Here is a 15,269-nt window from a genome sequence, read left to right as displayed (position 1 = left end):
ATGAAGGTCCTCGTCATCGGCGCCGGCGGCTTCATCGGTCGCCACCTGTGCGACGCGTTGATTGCAGCCGGGCACGAAGCGGTGCGCGCCGACCTGCGGCCCGTCACCGACTGGGACAGGCCCGCGGCCTGGCAACCGCTGCTGCGCGGCGTCCAGGGTGTCGTCTACGCGGCCGGCTGCCTGCGCGACCAGGCGGGCGGCGTGACAGATCTGCTGGACCTGCTGCACCACCGCGCACCGGCCGCCCTGGCCGACGCTTGCGAGAAGGCGGGCACAACCGGTGACGCCAAGCGCTTCGTGCACGTGTCCGCACTGTGCGGCGGCGTCAGCGCCTACGCCCGCAGCAAGCAGGCCGGTGAGGTCGCGCTGGCCGGGCGGGCCTGCATCGTGAAGCCCAGCCTCGTCGTCGGGCCGGGCGGCACCAGCAGCCGCCTGCTGGACCAACTCGCGCGCCTGCCCTGGCTGCCGCTGCCGGCAGCCGTGGCGCGCTGCCGCGTGCAGCCCATCCGCGTCGAAGACCTGGCGGCCGGCATCGTCGCCACGCTGGAATCCACGCAACCGCCATCGACGTGGATCGCCGTCGGCCCCGAGCCCGCGACGGTGGCCGACTGGATTGCGCGACGCCGGGCAGACGCCGGCCGCATGCCGGCACGCATCAGCACCGTGCCCGACGCCCTGACCCGCGCCACGGCACGGCTGGGCGATGTCGTGGCGCTAGGCCCCTGGTGCAGCACCGCGCTGGAGCTGCTGGCGCACGACAGCGCGGAGCCGGCCGGCACCTCGCCGCTGCAGCGCCCGTTGCGAAGCGTGCTGCAGGGAGCCTGGGCATGACCGTGCGAGACCTGGCCCTGGCGCGTGCCAGCCTGGTGCTGCTGTGGTGGGGCACGGTGGTCGCCAGCCTGCACGACGGCGGCGCCGCCGGCATCGCGTTGCTGCAGCGCGCCACCGGCCTCAGCGAGCGCACTACGTTGGTCATCGTGCTGCTGGGCTGCGCCTGGGACGCCGCCGTCGGCCTGTGGCTGCTGGTGAGGCCGGGCGCCCTCGCCTGCCGCGTGGCCGCCATCGGTGTCATCGTGATGACCGTGCTGGCCACCGCCCTCGCGCCCGCACTGTGGCTCGACCCATTCGGCGCGCTGCTGAAGAACCTGCCCGTGCTGGCGCTGCTGCTCCTGTTGGCCCGAAAGGAGACCTGCGCATGAACACCTACCTGCTGGTCAAGTGGCTGCACATCGTGTCCAGCGTGGTGCTGGTGGGCACCGGCTTCGGCTCGGCGTTCTACCTGTTCTTCGCCAATCGAAGCGCCAGCCTGGAAGCGCGAGCCGTCGTCGCGCGGCTGGTGGTGCGCGCCGACCTGTGGTTCACGACGCCGGCGGTCGTCGTGCAGCCGCTGACCGGCTTCTGGCTGGCCCACACCGCCGGCTGGCCACTGGCCACGCCGTGGCTGGCGGCGTCGCTCGCGCTGTACATGCTGGCCGGCGCCTGCTGGCTGCCAGTGCTGTGGCTGCAGTTGCAGATGGCGCGCGACGTCGCGGCGGCCGTCGCCACCGGCCGCCCGCTGTCAGTGCAATACCGCCGTTGGCAGCAAGGCTGGGAGCTGCTGGGCTATCCGGCGTTCGCATCCATGCTGGCGGTGTTCTTCCTGATGGTGAACAAGCCCCCGCTGTGGGGCTGAGCTCACATCAGGCCGCCACGCACGCCGCGGCCGGCTTACCCGCGATGATCATCGCCAGGACCTCGTCCTCGGTCACGTCGGCCGTGCGGGCGACACCCACCGGCCGACCGTTCTTCATGACCATCAGCCGGTGCGACAGCGCGAACACGTCGGGCATGTCATGCGTCACCAGCAGGATGCCCACGCCCTCCGCGCTGAGACGGCGGATCAGGTCGTGCACCATGGCTGTCTCGCTGGGGCCGAGCGCAGCGCAGGGCTCGTCCATGATCAGCACGCGCGCCTGAAACTGCAACGCGCGCGCGATGGCCACCACCTGACGCTGCCCGCCCGACAGCGACATCACCGGATCGGCGATGTTCTTGAAGTTCGGGTTCAGCCGCGCGAACAGCGGCACGGCCGCGGCGCGCATGGCCGCGTCGTCCAGCAGCCCGAAGCGCGTGCGCAGCTCGCGGCCCAGGAACAGGTTGGCGACCGAGTCGAGGTTGTCGGCCAGCGCCAGCTTCTGGTGGATGGTCTCGATGCCCGCGGCGCGCGAATCCGCCGGGCTGGCGAACTTCACAGGCTGGCCGTTCAGCAGCAGCTCGCCGCCGTCGAACGGCAGCGCGCCGGCCAACATCTGCATCAGCGTGGACTTGCCGGCGCCGTTGTGCCCCAGCACGGCCAGCACCTCGCCGGGCGCCAGGCTCAAGGAGACGCCATCGACCGCATGCACGCCCCCGAAGGATTTGCGCGCCTCGCGGACTTCAAGCAAAGGAGCGCTCATTTGTGTGCCACCCGGTCAAACACCACCGCTGCGACCAGCACCTGGCCCAGCACCACCATGCGCCAGCCGATGCCGACGTCGGTCAGCAGCAGGCCGCTGTCGATGCTCTGGATGATCAGTGCACCCAGCACCGTGCCACCCACGCTGCCGCTGCCGCCGGCCAGACTCACGCCGCCGATGACGGCCGCCGCGATGACGGTCAGCTCCATGCCCGTGCCCATCGAGTTCGTGCCCGCGTTCAGGCGTGCCATCGCGACGACGGCCGCCAGCGCCACCAGCGCCGCCAGCAGCAGGTTCAGCTGGATCATCACGCGCTTGACCGGGATGCCGGCCAGCCGCGCGGCGTCGGGATTGCCGCCGATCGCGTAGACGTAGCGGCCAAAGCGGGTGTGCTTGGCGACGAAGCCCAGCACCAGCACCACCACGACCCAGATCACCAGCGGCAGCGGCAGGCCCTGGCCCTGCTCCATGCCTTCGATCTTGTAGGCGTTGAACACGGCCACCGTGCCGAACACGGCCAGCACGGCCAGGCCGCCCTTGATCCATTCATGCCTCGCGTCACCCGGCGTGCCGCCTGCTCGCACCAGCGCGCGGCGCTGCACCACCTGCCAGCCCCACAGCACGGCGACGAGCACGATGCCCAGCAGCCAGCTGCCGCGCTCACCCAGCGAGCCATCCAGGCCGCCGCCCAGCGCCAGCAGCCAGGGCTCGCTGACCGGCTGCGTCTTGCCGTCGGCCACCAGGAAGGCCACGCCGCGCAGCGACACCAGCCCGCCCAGCGTGACGACGAACGACGGAATGCCGACGACCGCCGACAGCCAGCCCTGGAACAGCCCGATCAGCAGCGCGAACGCCAGCCCCGCCAGCAGCGACGCGCCGACCGGCCAGCCCTGCGTGTACTGCAGCCAGGCCATCAGCACGCCCACCGCGCCCAGCAACGAGCCCACCGCGAGGTCGATCTGCCGCGCCACGATGATCAGCGCCATGCCGCTGGCGACGATGCCAACTACCGCCGTCTGCTGCGCGATGTTGTAGAGGTTCTCTGCGGTGAGGAAGCTGCCGGTGAGCACGTGAAAGCCGATGGCGATGGCCACCAGCACGGCCGCCATGACGGCGAGCCGCTGGGTTTGCGCGCTCACTTGCAGGCCGCCGGTGCTTTGGCGGCGTCCACGCCCTTGCAAACCACCGCCTTGGGCACCCAGCCGGCACTGATGACGTCACCCAGGTTGGCCTGCGTGATGGCCACCGGCGCGAGGAACTTGGCTTGCAGAGTGACCTTGCGCTCGCCGCCCGCCCAGGGTGCCGCGCCGTCCACCTTCTTGCCGGCGGCCAGCTGCACGGCCGCCGCGGCGGCCTCGCGGCCCAGCGCACGCGAGTCCTTCCAGACCGTGACCGTCTGCGTGCCCAGTGCGACGCGGTTCAGCGCGGCGTGGTCGGCGTCCTGGCCGCTGACCGGCACGCCCTTGATGCCGCGGCCCGCCAGCGCCGCGATAGCGCCACCGGCCGTGCCGTCGTTGCTGGCCACGACGGCGTCGACGCCGCCCTTCAGGCGCGTCAGGACCTGTTCCATGTTCTTCTGCGCGACCTCCGGCTTCCAGCCGTCGGTGTACTCCTCGGCGACGATCTTCACGTCCCCCTTCTTGACCGCGTCGGCGAGCGCGTCCTGCTGGCCGGCGCGCAGGAAGTCTGCATTCGGATCGCTGGGCGAGCCCTTGATCATCACGTAGCGGCCCTTCGGTTTCGCGGCCAGCACGGCCTGGGCCTGCAGGCGCCCCACCTCGCGGTTGTCGAAGGTCAGGTAGAACACTTCCGGCGCCTCGATGAGGCGGTCATAGGCCACCACCGGCACCTTGCGCGCCTTGGCCTTATTCAGCGCGGGCTGCACCGCGTCCTTGTCCATCGCCAGGATGATGAGCACCTTGGCGCCCTTGGCCAGCAGCGACTCGATGTCGGCGATCTGCTTCTCGGGCGAACCGCCGGCATCGGCGCTGACATAACTGGCGCCCTGGCGTGCCAGCTCGGCCTTGATGGCCGTCTCGTCGGTCTTCCAGCGTTCTTCCTGGAAGTTGGACCAGCTCACACCCACCACCGGGCCGGCGGCCAGCACATTCAAGGAGGCCGCCATCAAGGCGCCCGCCACCCACATCCGTTGCATTCCCATCTCGTCTCCAATGCGTCCGCTTCTTTGGGCGGGCGGCGGATTCTAGGAACGCAGGCAACAAAAAAGCGACCCTCCCGGGTCGCCTTTGCTGCGATTGAAACCGCTTTGTTTCAGCGGCCGGCCAGCGCGGTGCTGCGGCGGGCGATGGGAGCCGGGAAGTCGCCCAGTTCGCGGGCGGCGTTCTCGCCATGGTCGGCAGCCAGCGCGGCGGCAGTCTTCTGATCGACGCGCACGTCGGTCGGCTTGACGGTCAGCACGGCCTGACGCGGCAGCGTGGCAGTGGCGACGGCAGCCTTGTCGGTAGCTGGAGTCGTCAGTTCAACTCCCTTTTCGCCCTGGATGACTGCCAGTTCGCCGCTGTTGCGTGCGGCGGCCAGATCAGCGATGACTTGCGCGCGGGTGAGCGGCGCGGCGCTCTGGGCACTGGCGACGCCGGCGGCAACGAGGGTGGCGGCAGCAATGAGGGTGGACAGCTTGTTCATGACGGGCTCCTTCAGCTTTGCGCAGGAACGTCCTGCTTTCGGGTCATTCGGACAACGCGGCGCGGTGTCCATGGCCTGGACTGTAGGGAGCGGAACTCGGTAGAAACACCAGGCCCGTCGGAACTGACTATTTACATTTCACAAACAGTTGCTGCTGTCACCTCACAGCTGAGCCACAAAAGGAGTCAATCAGCGGTGTTCGAAGTTCGGTGCCCGCTTCGCGAGGAACGCCTCCATGCCTTCGCGCTGGTCGTGGCTGCCGAACAGCGCGTGGAAGTAGCGCCGCTCCACGGCGACGCCGTCACGCAGCGGCGTCTGGTAGGCCAGGTTCACCAGCTCCTTGACCAGCGCGACCGACGGACCGCTGAAGCCGTTGATGGTCTCTGCGGCGGCCAGCGCCTCGTCCAGCAGCTTCTCCGCCGCCACCACGCGCGACACAAGCCCGGCCCGCTCGGCCTCGGCCGCGTCCATCATGCGGGCCGTCAGCAGCATGTCCATCGCCTTGCTCTTGCCGATGGAGCGCGGCAGGCGCTGCGTGCCGCCGGCTCCGGGCACCACGCCCAGCTTGATCTCAGGCTGGCCGAACTTCGCCGAGTCGGCCGCGATGATGAAGTCGCACATCATCGCCAGCTCGCAGCCGCCACCCAGTGCATAGCCCGCCACCGCCGCGATGACGGGCTTCTTCACCTGCAGGATGGTCTCCCAGTTCTTGGACAGCAGGCCGCTCTTGAACGCGCTGACGAAGGTGTGAGGCAGCATGGTCGGGATGTCCGCCCCGGCCGCAAAGGCACGCTCGGAGCCCGTCAGCACGATGCAGCCGATGCCGTCGTCGGCATCGAAGGCTAGCAGCGCCTCGCCGAGTTCGTCCATCAGGGGGTCGCTCAGCGCGTTCAGCGCCTTGGGGCGGTTCAGCGTGATGAGGCCGGTCTTGCGCGGCCCGTCGCCGTGGACGGCGGTGAGGATGCATTCGTACGTCATGGGCGCTATCTCCTGGGGGTGTCGTTGGCCGATTCTGGCGCGGCCTGCAGCGGCGCACTTTTCAGCATCAGGTCGATGTAGGTCTGCTCGTCCTGGCGGATGACCAGCCGCAGCGGCAGGTACTGCAGCGACGGCGCCAGCCACACCTCGGCCACCATGTCGCCGCCGGACACACCCTGGCGCGCCGCTGCGCTGGGGCGCAGATGCCAGCTTGCGACCGGCCCCATGGGCGTCTGCAGCACGGCCTCGCCTACGACCTCGTACTGCCAGTCGTACAGCCGGCGCGGCAGCGCCAGCGGGAAGGTCACGACACGGCCGGCCTGCATCGGCTCGCGGCCAGTCAGGAACAGCCAAGTCAACTGCACGAACTGGCTGGCCGCGTCCTGCGCGCCGCGCGCCAGAGGCCGGCGCACGCCACTGGCAAGCTGCACGTCCGCCGCCAGGAAGAACACCTTGAGCGGGTCGCGGCTGAAGCCGAGGACGCGCGTCTCCTCGTCGTAGCGCTCCGGCGCGATGCCGTCGGGCGTGAGCCGCCCCTGGCTGCTCATGCGCCGCGACACGAGGCCCAGGTCGACGTCCAGGTGCACCTGGTAGCTGCTGCCCTGACGCATCCACTCCACCTGAGCCGTCCCCGACACCGGGCCGCGGTAGTGGCCGCTCAGCGTGTAGGTCAACCGCGTGGACAGCGGCCACTCGGGGCCGGGCTCGTCACTGGACGGCGCCGACGCGGCCCGCGCGACGGGCGGCCCCACCTGCGCGGGCGCGGATGCCGTTTGGGCGACAACGTCCGGGAGGGGTGGCAGGTCCGGCATCGGCAGCGGCGGCGGGGGCGGCAACGTCTGCGGCGCCGACGCGGGCAAGGCGACCGGCGGCGCGGCGCCACGTCCGTCCAGCGCGGCGGCCGGTGGCTCCACGGCACGCACGCTGACCGACGGCGCCTGCATCACCATCTCGCGCACGAACTCGACCTGCATGCGCGCCGGCATCGCGGACTCGCCGTCGCTGGCCCAGCCTTCCTGGATGCGCTGCACCTCCTGACCCGCCAGCAGGTGCAGGCCCAGCACGGCCAGCACCAGCAGCCACGGTGGCCGTGGCGACTTCATGGCGGATTCAGGCGGCGGGCCAGCCGAGCCGCGCGGCCGGAGGGCCCTCGGCCAGCGCCAGCGCCACGGCGGCGTTCCGGGGCGGCGGTAGCTCGACGGTCAGCTCGACGAGACGCTGGTCGCGGCTCACCAGCAGGCGCATGCGCGTGTCGCCGGCCGCCAGCAATGAGGGTGCGTCGTCCAGCCGGCGCAGCCGCCAGCCGTTGCAGCCCAGCACCTCGTCGCGCGCGTTCACGCCGCCGGCCTCGGCCGCGCCGCCGGACAGCACATGGCTGACCTGGATGCCCGTCAACGCGCTCTCGCGCACCCGCAGGCCCAGTCGCTGGGCGACGGTCTGCCGCCCGTCCTCTCGCCAGGCCACGCCATGCGCCGCCAGCAGCTCGCGCAGCGGCAGCTCGTGGGTGCCGTGCACCCATGCGTGCAGCTGCGCCGCCACCTCGTCACCCGCCAGCCCGCGCACGCCGGCCAGGATGTCGGCCTCGCTGACCGGCCCGCCCTCGCTGCGGTGCCACAGCTGCCGCATCAGCGCATCCAGCCCCGCCCCGCGAGTGCGCAGCGAGAGGTCCAGGCACAGCGCCACCAGCGCACCCTGCGCGTAGTAGTTGCTCGTCGTGTTGGGGCTGTTCTCGTCGGGCCGGTAGTACTTGGTCCAGGCCTCGAAACTGGCAGCGCTGAGCGGCTGCACACACCGGCCCGGGGCGGCCAGCACGCTGTTGACAGACGCCGCCAGCAGCTTCAGGTAGCGCGGCGCGTCCACCAGGCCCGCGCGCAGCAGCACCAGCTCGTCGTAGTAGCTCGTGAAGCCCTCGAAGAACCACAACAGCTCGGTGTAATTCTCGCGCTGGTAGTCGAAAGTAGCGAACTCAGCCGGCCGCAGCCGCTTCACGTTCCACGCATGGAAGTACTCGTGGCTGAACAGGCCCAGCAGCCTCATATAGTTGTCGCCCGGCGTGGCGGGCTCGGCGGCGGTCGGCAACTCGCGGCGCGCGCAGATCAGCGCGGTGCTTGCGCGGTGCTCCAGGCCGCCATGGCCGTCGTCCACCGCCCACAGCAGGAAGCTGTAGCGAGCGAACGGCGCGCCGCCCCACAGCGCAATCTGCGCCTCGCAGATACGCTGCACGTCGGCCAGCAGCCGCTCGCCGTCGAAGCTGGGCCAGGCGCCGGCAACGACGATGCGATGCGGCACGCCGGCCGCCTGGAACTCCCCCTGCCAGTGCGGGCCGATCTCGAACGGGTGGTCAAGCAGCTCGTCGTAGTCCGCCGCCTCGAAACCGTCGCCCTGCACACGCATCTCGGTGGCGACCTGCCAGCCATCGGGCACGGCGGCCAGCGTCAGGCGGTGCGGCTCACTCTCGCGGCCATGCGCGCGCAGGCACAGGCTGCTGGCGTTGAAAAACGCGCGCTGGCTGTCCAGCCAGGCGGTGCGCACGGACGCATCGAACGCGTAGACCTCGTAGCTCAACACCAGCGCCTCGGCGCCGGTGCAGCGGACCCGCCAGCTCGCCTTGTCCAGTTGCTCGACGGGCAACTCCCGTTCGCCCTGACATGCGCTCAGCCGGCTCAGGTGCTTGGAAAATTCGCGCACCAGGTAGCTGCCCGGGATCCACACCGGCAGGCTGAAGTCCTGCTCGGCTGCGGGGTGCGCCAGCGTCAGCGTGACGCGAAAACGGTGGGCCGCGAGGTCGGCCAGTTCGACGCGGTAGTCGGGTCCGTGCATCAACTGCCTGCGGCGGCCAGGAAGCAACTCAGCGCCGCGACCAGCGTCAGCCGAAAGCGCAGGGTCAGCCAGCCCCCTGCCCCGAGCTGCGGGTACAGGCGCCGGTCCACGAGGTAGCAGGCAATCAGCATGCCGCCATGCAGCGCCAGTCCGGCATGCGGCGGCATCAGCACGCCCACCCAGCCCAGCGACATGGCCGCCGCCCCCCAGACCAGCGATCCGCGCAGCGGCAGGCCGCGCGCGAACGACAGCCCCCAGTGCAGGCCTCCCAGCATCGCGATGACCAGGCTTGCATACGTCGACACCGCGAAGCCGACGAAGACGTACTGCTGCTCCATGCCCTGGCCGCCGAACAGCCAGATCAGCCCGGCGCCCAGCACCAGCGGCAGCAGCGCCGCATAGGCCAGGCGATGCGCGAGCTGGCGAAGATCTGCGCTCATGAGGGTCAGGACTTGCCGGCCGGCGCCGTCACCGCCTGCAGGCGGCGCTCCAGCTCCACGGCGCCCACGGCGCCCGGGATGCGGTTGCCGTCCTCCATCAGGATGGCCGGCGTGCCGTTGACATGGATGCGGCGCGACAGCGCCAGGTTGCGCTCCACGGCGCCGCTGTCGCAGGCGGCCGGCGGCTTGGGCGGCTGCTCGTTCTTCAGCATCCAGCCCAGCCAGGCCGCCGTGTTGTCCTTGGCACACCAGATGGCGCGCGACTTCTCGGGCGAATCGCCACCCAGGATGGGGATCAAGAAGGTGTAGACCGTGACGTCCTTCAGCTCCTGCAGCGACTTCTCGAAGCGCTTGCAGTAGCCGCAGTTCGGGTCGGCGAACACGGCGATGCGGCGCTTGCCGTTGCCGTTCTTCCACACCAGCGCATCCTTGAAGGGCAGTGCGGCGAAGTCGACCCGGTTCAGCTGAGCGATGCGCTCCTCCGTCAGGTTCTTCTTGGCCTTCATGTCGAAGATCTCACCCTCGATCAGGAAGCTGCCAGTGGCGTCGGTGTAGCGCAGCTCGTTGCCGATGCGCAGCTCCCACAGGCCCGGCACCGGCCCCGGCCGCACCTCGTCGATCTTGGGCGCGTTGGGCATGCGCTCGGTGAAGCTCTTGCGGATGACGGTCTCGTTGGCGAGGGCGGGCAGGCAGGCGGCGACGAGCAGACCGGCGAAGAGGCGGAGGGAATACAGCACGATTCGGGCGATGGACGGGTTAGAGCCCCAGCGCGCGCTGGGTCAGCCAGCGTTTGACGGGGGCAAGTTGGTCGAGTGCATCGAGGCCGCGATTGCGCAAGCCCTGCGCCGTCGGGGATGGATGAGCGAACAGCCGCTGCAGCGCATCGGTCAGCTCGCCCATTGCCAGCGTGGGCGCCAGGCGCTCGCGGGCGTAGCGTCGCAGCAGGCGCTCATCGCCCAGCGGGCGCCAGGTCTCGCGCGCGGCCAGCACGCGGGCCAGCGCAGCCACGTCGCCCAGGCCCAGGTTCAGACCCTGGCCGGCCAGCGGGTGGACGATGTGGGCGGCGTCGCCCAGCAGCACCCAGCCGGGGCCGCTGACCGCGTCGGCCCGCGCGATGGCCAGCGGCCAGCTCGACCGCTCGCTCGCCAGACCCAGGCTGCCGGCGACGCCGCCAGTGATCGACTGCAGTTCCTGCTCGAACTCGGCCGGCGCCAGCTGCTGCAGCGCTTCAGCGCGTGCGGCGTCGCAAGACCACACCAGACCGTAGGACGCACCCGGCGCCGGCCGCTCGAACGGCAGCAGCGCCAGCACCTCGCCGCCCGGGCGGAACCACTGGCGCGCCACGCCCTGGTGCGGACGGTCGGCCACCAGCCGTGCCGCCAGCGCGCGGTGGCCGTAGGACTGCGACATGAACTCGACGCCGAGCGCCGCCCGGGCGCCCGATTCGCGGCCCTCGCACAGCGCCGTCAGCGCGCTGCGGCAGCCGTCAGCCACGTCACGCACATGTGGTGAGAAGCGCAGCGCCGTGGCCAGTTGGGCATCCAGCGCACCGGCATCGACGATGACGGCCAGCTCGGACAGCCCCTGCTGCCATGCCGAGAAGCTCAGCCGGCCCGCCGGTCGGTCCGCCGGCGCGTCGCCGCGGATGACCATGTCGTAGACCGGACTGATTGCATCGGCCGGCAGCGCGTCCCATACCTTCAAGTCGGTCAGCAGCGCGACGGAGGCCGCGTTGAGCGCATAAGTGCGCACGTCGTCGGCGCGCGCCGGCTCGGGCCGCCCGGTCATGCCGACGGACAGGCCCTGGGCCGCCAATGCCAGTGCCAGGCTGCTGCCCACGGCACCCCGCCCTTTGACCAGTACATCCACGCTCTGCATGCTGGCATTGTAGGCAGCGGGTATGCAGCCACCTGCCGCACCTGGGCCCGACCGCAGCCAGCCGCGCCCGGCCGACTAAAATTGCCGGCTTGGGCCGCCGACCTGCGGCGATCGCCCTCCCCAAAGGAAAGTCCTCTCATGAGCCTCAAATGCGGCATCGTGGGCCTGCCCAACGTCGGCAAGTCCACCCTCTTCAATGCCCTGACCAAAGCCGGCATCGCCGCCGAGAACTATCCGTTCTGCACCATCGAGCCCAACGTGGGCATCGTCGAGCTGCCTGACCCGCGGCTGGCGGCGCTGGCCGAGATCGTCAAGCCCGAGCGCGTGATGCCGGCCGTCGTCGAGTTCGTCGACATCGCGGGCCTGGTGGCCGGCGCCAGCAAGGGGGAAGGCCTGGGCAACCAGTTCCTGTCGCACATCCGCGAGACCGACGCCATCGTCAACGTGGTGCGCTGCTTCGAGGACCCGAACGTCATTCACGTCAACGGCAAGGTCGACCCGATCTCCGACATCGAGGTCATCCAGACCGAGCTGTGCCTGGCCGACCTCGGCACTGTCGAGAAGAGCCTGCACCGCTACAACAAGGTGGCGCGCGCCGGCGACAAGGAAGCCATCGCACTGGTCAAGGTGCTGGAGAAGTGCCAGGCAGCACTGGACCAGGCGAAGCCGGTGCGCAGCATCGACTTCAGCAAGGAAGAGTGGGTCATCTTGAAGCCGCTGTGTCTGATCACTGCCAAGCCGGCGATGTTCGTCGGCAACGTGTCGGAAGACGGCTTCGAGAACAACCCCTTCCTGGACCGCCTGAAGGAATACGCTGCGGCACAGAACGGCCCGGTCGTCGCCATCTGCGCGAAGACCGAGTCGGAACTGGCCGAGATGGAGGACGAGGACCGCGCGCTGTTCCTGGCCGAGATGGGCCAGGACGAGCCGGGCCTGAACCGCCTGATCCGCGCGGCCTTCAAGCTGCTGGGTTTGCAGACCTACTTCACGGCCGGCGTGAAGGAAGTGCGCGCCTGGACCGTGCCCATCGGCGCCACCGGCCCGCAGGCGGCTGGCGTCATCCACACCGACTTCGAGCGCGGCTACATCCGCGCCCAGACCATCGCCTTCGACGACTTCATCCAGTACCGCGGCGAGCAAGGCGCCAAGGACGCGGGCAAGATGCGCGCGGAGGGCAAAGAATATGTCGTCAAGGACGGCGACGTGCTGCACTTCCTGTTCAACGTCTGAGTGCCGCCCGACGCTGAACCGCGAGGCCGGCTGCATGCCGGCCTTTTGCATTGCCGCTCAGTAGTAGGTCAGCGTGACGCTGATGGTGTCGGCATACGTGCCCGGCACGGCCGTCAGCTGGCGGCCAGGGATGCGGCCGTAGATGTAGAAGGTCTGCGCCGGCGACAGGCCGAGCAGGTCCAGCAGCACGCTCGCGTTGACCAGTTGCGATGTGGCACTGCCGTCGCCCCAGAGCGTCGTGTACGACGCATCGGTGTAGAGGTTGTAGCGCAGCACGTTGGCGCCGCTGGCCATGCGCCGGTTGGCGTACGTTCCCCCACCGCCCGCGCTGATGGCGATGTTGAACGGAATCAGCAGGCCGGCCACACCGCCGCAGCTGATCCTCACGCTGCCCGTCGTGTCGGTGTTGCCGAAGGCCAGCGGGCTGTAGGTGCCGAAGGCGACGTTGGTCGTCGTCACGCCGCAGCTGCAGACGGCGGGCAGGCACAGCGCCTGGGCAGGCGCGCCCCAGCCCAGCAGGGTCAGCAGCAGCGCCAACAGAACGAGCGGGTGTCGGGTCATGTCATCACCGGCAGATCAGGGTGCCCAGGTCGGGCAGATCATCGCCGCTGGCGGCCGGCAGTTCCAGGTCGAACTCGCAGCGGCCTTCGGGCCACTGCGCCAGCACGCGGTTGCGACCGGCCGCCAGGCCCGCGACATAGGCGCGCCCGTTGAAGCCCACGGCGAACTGCTTGCCCGGGGCGACCAGCCGCAGCTGGCTGCCCGGCGGCAGCGCGCGGCCGGTGGCGTCGATCAATTGCATGGCCGCGGCGCGGCCGCGCTGGATCGGGAAGTCGATGCGAGCCGCGCTGCGCGCCGCCGGCGTCAGCTGGATCTCCAGCGCCTCCAGCTCCACGTCCATTGGTAGGTCCGACGCGAAGATGCCCACGCGGTTGGACTGGTAGCCGCGCAGGCCGGACACGAAGGCGCGGCCCTGCGCATCGGTGCGGGCGACGATGTGGTTGTCCTGTGTGATGCGCACGCCTGCGTGGCCGCCCACGTCGACGATGGCGATCCCGCCGTCGACGCGACGGCCGGCAAAGAAGCTGCCGTCCATCCAAGCCAGCCCGCCGCTGGCGCCGGCCCGCACCTCGGTGTCACGGCCGCGCCGCGCGACGCCACCGCTCAGCACCGCGCGCTCACCCTGCCATTGCGCCTGAGCGAACTGCCGGTTGTCACCTTCGGCCAGCAGTTGGTAGCCCAGGCCGGTGCCGAACGCCGGGTTGCGCTGGAACTGTGCCTGCAGCACGTTTTCGTATCCGCCGTCCAAGCCACGCTGGCGCTGCAGGCTGGCGCCGGCGCCGTGGCGCTCGTCCAGCGCGCGGCTCCAGCTCAGGCCCACGGTGTTGCCGTTGCCGCCGGGGCTGAAGTCGCGCAGCACGATGAGCCCCAGGTAGCCCCAACGGCCCAGGTCGCGGCCGTAGTTGAACTGCGCCAGCTTGCTTTCGAAACGGCCACCGCGCTGCTGCGCAAAGCTGACCCCGAACGAATGGCCGCGCCAGGCAGTGCCGGCCGCAGCCGTCACGACGGTGCGTGGCGCGGTGCCCTCCCCCAGGCCCTGCTGGCTGAAGCGCGAGCTGGCGTGGCGCACCTGCACGCTGCCGCTCCAGTCACGCGCCTGGCGCTCCACACCGGCCAGCAGCATCCACCCGGCACCGAGGCCGCGCGCGTGGCTGGCAACGGCCGAGGCCGTGACGGTGCCCAGCGTGGGCCACAGCAACCAGGCGCTGGCGCCCACCGACTGCTGACGGCCTGCGGCCTCGACGCGCAGCTCGCGCGTGAAGCGCTCGGTGACGCCGCGCCGGTGAGTGACGCTAGCCTGCGCACGACCGTAGCGGTTGCTGGCGATGCCGTAGTCCTCGCGCTCCGCGCCGAAGTCGATGCTGACGGCGCTCAACCCCGGCTTGAGCAGCGCCGGGCTCACGTAGTACGGCGTCACGACCACCTGCTCGCGGCCCAGCAGGTCGCGCACGACGGTGCGGATCTCGCCCTGGCCGGTGACGACCGGCAGTTCGCTGAGGTCGAAGGGCCCGGCCTGCAGCCGGCTCTGCAGGCGCTGGCTGTTATTGACGTAGACGTCCAGCGTTGAAGGCAGCGCCGCCTCGCCGCGCAGCGCCGGCAGCGGAAAGCTCAGGAACCCGGGCTGCAGCGAGAAGTCGGTGCCCCACTGGACGCCGCCGTAGCGCAGCGCCCGCCCCCAGGCGCCACCCTGGCTGACGGCGTCGCCGACGCGCAGCCGGGCCAGCCGCGCCGGGTCGTCGCGCTGCCAGCGCGTGTCCAGCCGCACGCCGCGGCCCTCGCTGCGGGCCAAGCCGGTGCTGCTGAAGTCGCCCGTGGGGCTGAACAGGCCCAGCTCCCACAACGCATCGGCCATGGCACGGCTGCGCGAGCGGCGCTGCCACTGGGCGTCGTAATTGATGAAGGGCGCCCAGGCCGACGGCTGGGTGACGCGGGGCTGACCGGGCGACAGGTCGACCCGCTGCCCCACGAAGGCGGCGGCCGGTGCGTCGACCTCCAGCGTCTGCGTCGCTTCGTCGATATGCCAGCGCAGCGGGCCGGCTGCAGCGAGCATCACGTGCTGCTCGCCGTCGATGACGCGCGTGCCGGCGGTGGGCAGGCGCAGGTTCAGCTCATCCCAGTTGGACTGCGGAATGGCCAGCCCCTCGGCCAGCCGCACGGCGCGCAGCATGCCGTCCTGCGCGATGCCATTGAAGCGCAGCGCCAGCAACAGCGTCTCGCCCCAGTTCACGCGCGTCGGCGTTGGCTGCGGCGACTCTGCAGCCGCGGCGACCGCAGCCATCAGCAC

At 70.5% G+C, this 15,269-nt stretch carries 16 protein-coding genes; 4 read left to right on the top strand and 12 right to left on the bottom strand.

The features are described 5' to 3' along the window. From ACG02S_RS12660 to ACG02S_RS12650, 3 genes are read left to right on the top strand one after another with little or no spacing between them, the layout of a single operon-like run. On the top strand, positions 1 to 831 hold the full coding sequence (locus tag ACG02S_RS12660; protein ID WP_394470824.1) for an NAD-dependent epimerase/dehydratase family protein: 831 nt from the start codon (positions 1 to 3) through the stop codon (positions 829 to 831). Then, a complete protein-coding gene (locus ACG02S_RS12655) occupies positions 828 to 1,199 on the top strand; it encodes a DoxX-like family protein (protein ID WP_394470823.1) in 372 nt (123 codons plus the stop codon). The genes ACG02S_RS12660 and ACG02S_RS12655 overlap by 4 nt, the downstream gene beginning before the upstream one ends. Continuing rightward, complete coding sequence (locus ACG02S_RS12650) at positions 1,196 to 1,672, top strand: DUF2269 family protein (protein WP_394470822.1); 477 nt, start codon at positions 1,196 to 1,198, stop codon at positions 1,670 to 1,672. The genes ACG02S_RS12655 and ACG02S_RS12650 overlap by 4 nt, the downstream gene beginning before the upstream one ends. Positions 1,673 to 1,679: 7 nt before the next feature. On the opposite strand, the gene ACG02S_RS12645 is transcribed toward ACG02S_RS12650, so the two are convergent. From ACG02S_RS12645 to ACG02S_RS12600, 10 genes are all read right to left on the bottom strand, one after another. Next, entirely contained in the window at positions 1,680 to 2,435 is a 756-nt protein-coding gene (locus ACG02S_RS12645; protein ID WP_394470821.1) for an ATP-binding cassette domain-containing protein, read from the bottom strand. Further along, positions 2,432 to 3,574, bottom strand: a complete 1,143-nt coding sequence (locus tag ACG02S_RS12640; RefSeq protein WP_394470820.1) for a sugar ABC transporter permease — start codon at positions 3,572 to 3,574, stop codon at positions 2,432 to 2,434. The genes ACG02S_RS12645 and ACG02S_RS12640 overlap by 4 nt, the downstream gene beginning before the upstream one ends. Beyond that, entirely contained in the window at positions 3,571 to 4,590 is a 1,020-nt protein-coding gene (locus tag ACG02S_RS12635; RefSeq protein WP_394471143.1) for a substrate-binding domain-containing protein, read from the bottom strand. The genes ACG02S_RS12640 and ACG02S_RS12635 overlap by 4 nt, the downstream gene beginning before the upstream one ends. Before the next feature lie 116 nt (positions 4,591 to 4,706). After that, entirely contained in the window at positions 4,707 to 5,078 is a 372-nt protein-coding gene (locus ACG02S_RS12630) for a DUF4148 domain-containing protein (RefSeq protein ID WP_394470819.1), read from the bottom strand. Between the two features lie 189 nt (positions 5,079 to 5,267). Next, a complete protein-coding gene (locus ACG02S_RS12625) occupies positions 5,268 to 6,056 on the bottom strand; it encodes an enoyl-CoA hydratase (protein WP_394470818.1) in 789 nt (262 codons plus the stop codon). Between the two features lie 5 nt (positions 6,057 to 6,061). Beyond that, positions 6,062 to 7,159, bottom strand: a complete 1,098-nt coding sequence (locus tag ACG02S_RS12620; RefSeq protein WP_394470817.1) for a DUF3108 domain-containing protein — start codon at positions 7,157 to 7,159, stop codon at positions 6,062 to 6,064. A gap of 7 nt (positions 7,160 to 7,166) precedes the next feature. Beyond that, the gene (locus ACG02S_RS12615) at positions 7,167 to 8,876 is read right to left on the bottom strand and encodes a M61 family metallopeptidase (RefSeq protein WP_394470816.1); all 1,710 of its coding nucleotides are present in this window, start codon (positions 8,874 to 8,876) and stop codon (positions 7,167 to 7,169) included. After that, positions 8,876 to 9,316 carry a DUF3429 domain-containing protein gene (locus tag ACG02S_RS12610; protein WP_394470815.1) on the bottom strand — a complete coding sequence of 147 codons (441 nt, stop codon included), beginning with the start codon at positions 9,314 to 9,316 and terminating at the stop codon, positions 8,876 to 8,878. The genes ACG02S_RS12615 and ACG02S_RS12610 overlap by 1 nt, the downstream gene beginning before the upstream one ends. A gap of 5 nt (positions 9,317 to 9,321) precedes the next feature. Continuing rightward, positions 9,322 to 10,053 (bottom strand): DsbC family protein, encoded by a 732-nt coding sequence (locus ACG02S_RS12605; protein ID WP_394470814.1) that lies wholly within the window; start codon positions 10,051 to 10,053, stop codon positions 9,322 to 9,324. A gap of 19 nt (positions 10,054 to 10,072) precedes the next feature. Continuing rightward, on the bottom strand, positions 10,073 to 11,194 hold the full coding sequence (locus ACG02S_RS12600; protein ID WP_394470813.1) for an FAD-dependent monooxygenase: 1,122 nt from the start codon (positions 11,192 to 11,194) through the stop codon (positions 10,073 to 10,075). A gap of 138 nt (positions 11,195 to 11,332) precedes the next feature. Here ACG02S_RS12600 and ychF point away from each other — a divergent pair, with 138 nt between their 5' ends. Continuing rightward, on the top strand, positions 11,333 to 12,424 hold the full coding sequence (gene ychF, locus ACG02S_RS12595) for a redox-regulated ATPase YchF (RefSeq protein WP_394470812.1): 1,092 nt from the start codon (positions 11,333 to 11,335) through the stop codon (positions 12,422 to 12,424). A 57-nt stretch (positions 12,425 to 12,481) separates the two neighbouring features. Here the strand turns inward: ychF and ACG02S_RS12590 are convergent, their stop codons facing one another. Both ACG02S_RS12590 and ACG02S_RS12585 read right to left on the bottom strand, forming a co-directional pair. Continuing rightward, positions 12,482 to 12,985, bottom strand: coding sequence for a Csu type fimbrial protein (locus ACG02S_RS12590; protein WP_394470811.1), 504 nt, complete (start codon positions 12,983 to 12,985; stop codon positions 12,482 to 12,484). Between the two features lie 4 nt (positions 12,986 to 12,989). Then, positions 12,990 to 15,263 carry a fimbria/pilus outer membrane usher protein gene (locus ACG02S_RS12585; protein WP_394470810.1) on the bottom strand — a complete coding sequence of 758 codons (2,274 nt, stop codon included), beginning with the start codon at positions 15,261 to 15,263 and terminating at the stop codon, positions 12,990 to 12,992. Positions 15,264 to 15,269: the final 6 nt, after the last annotated feature.

Origin of the sequence: Pelomonas dachongensis, from assembly GCF_043555865.1 — a bacterium.
Classification (GTDB): domain Bacteria; phylum Pseudomonadota; class Gammaproteobacteria; order Burkholderiales; family Burkholderiaceae_C; genus Pelomonas; species Pelomonas dachongensis.
Note: the sequence above shows the minus strand (reverse complement) of the source record. Positions and strands in the feature narration are given on the sequence as shown.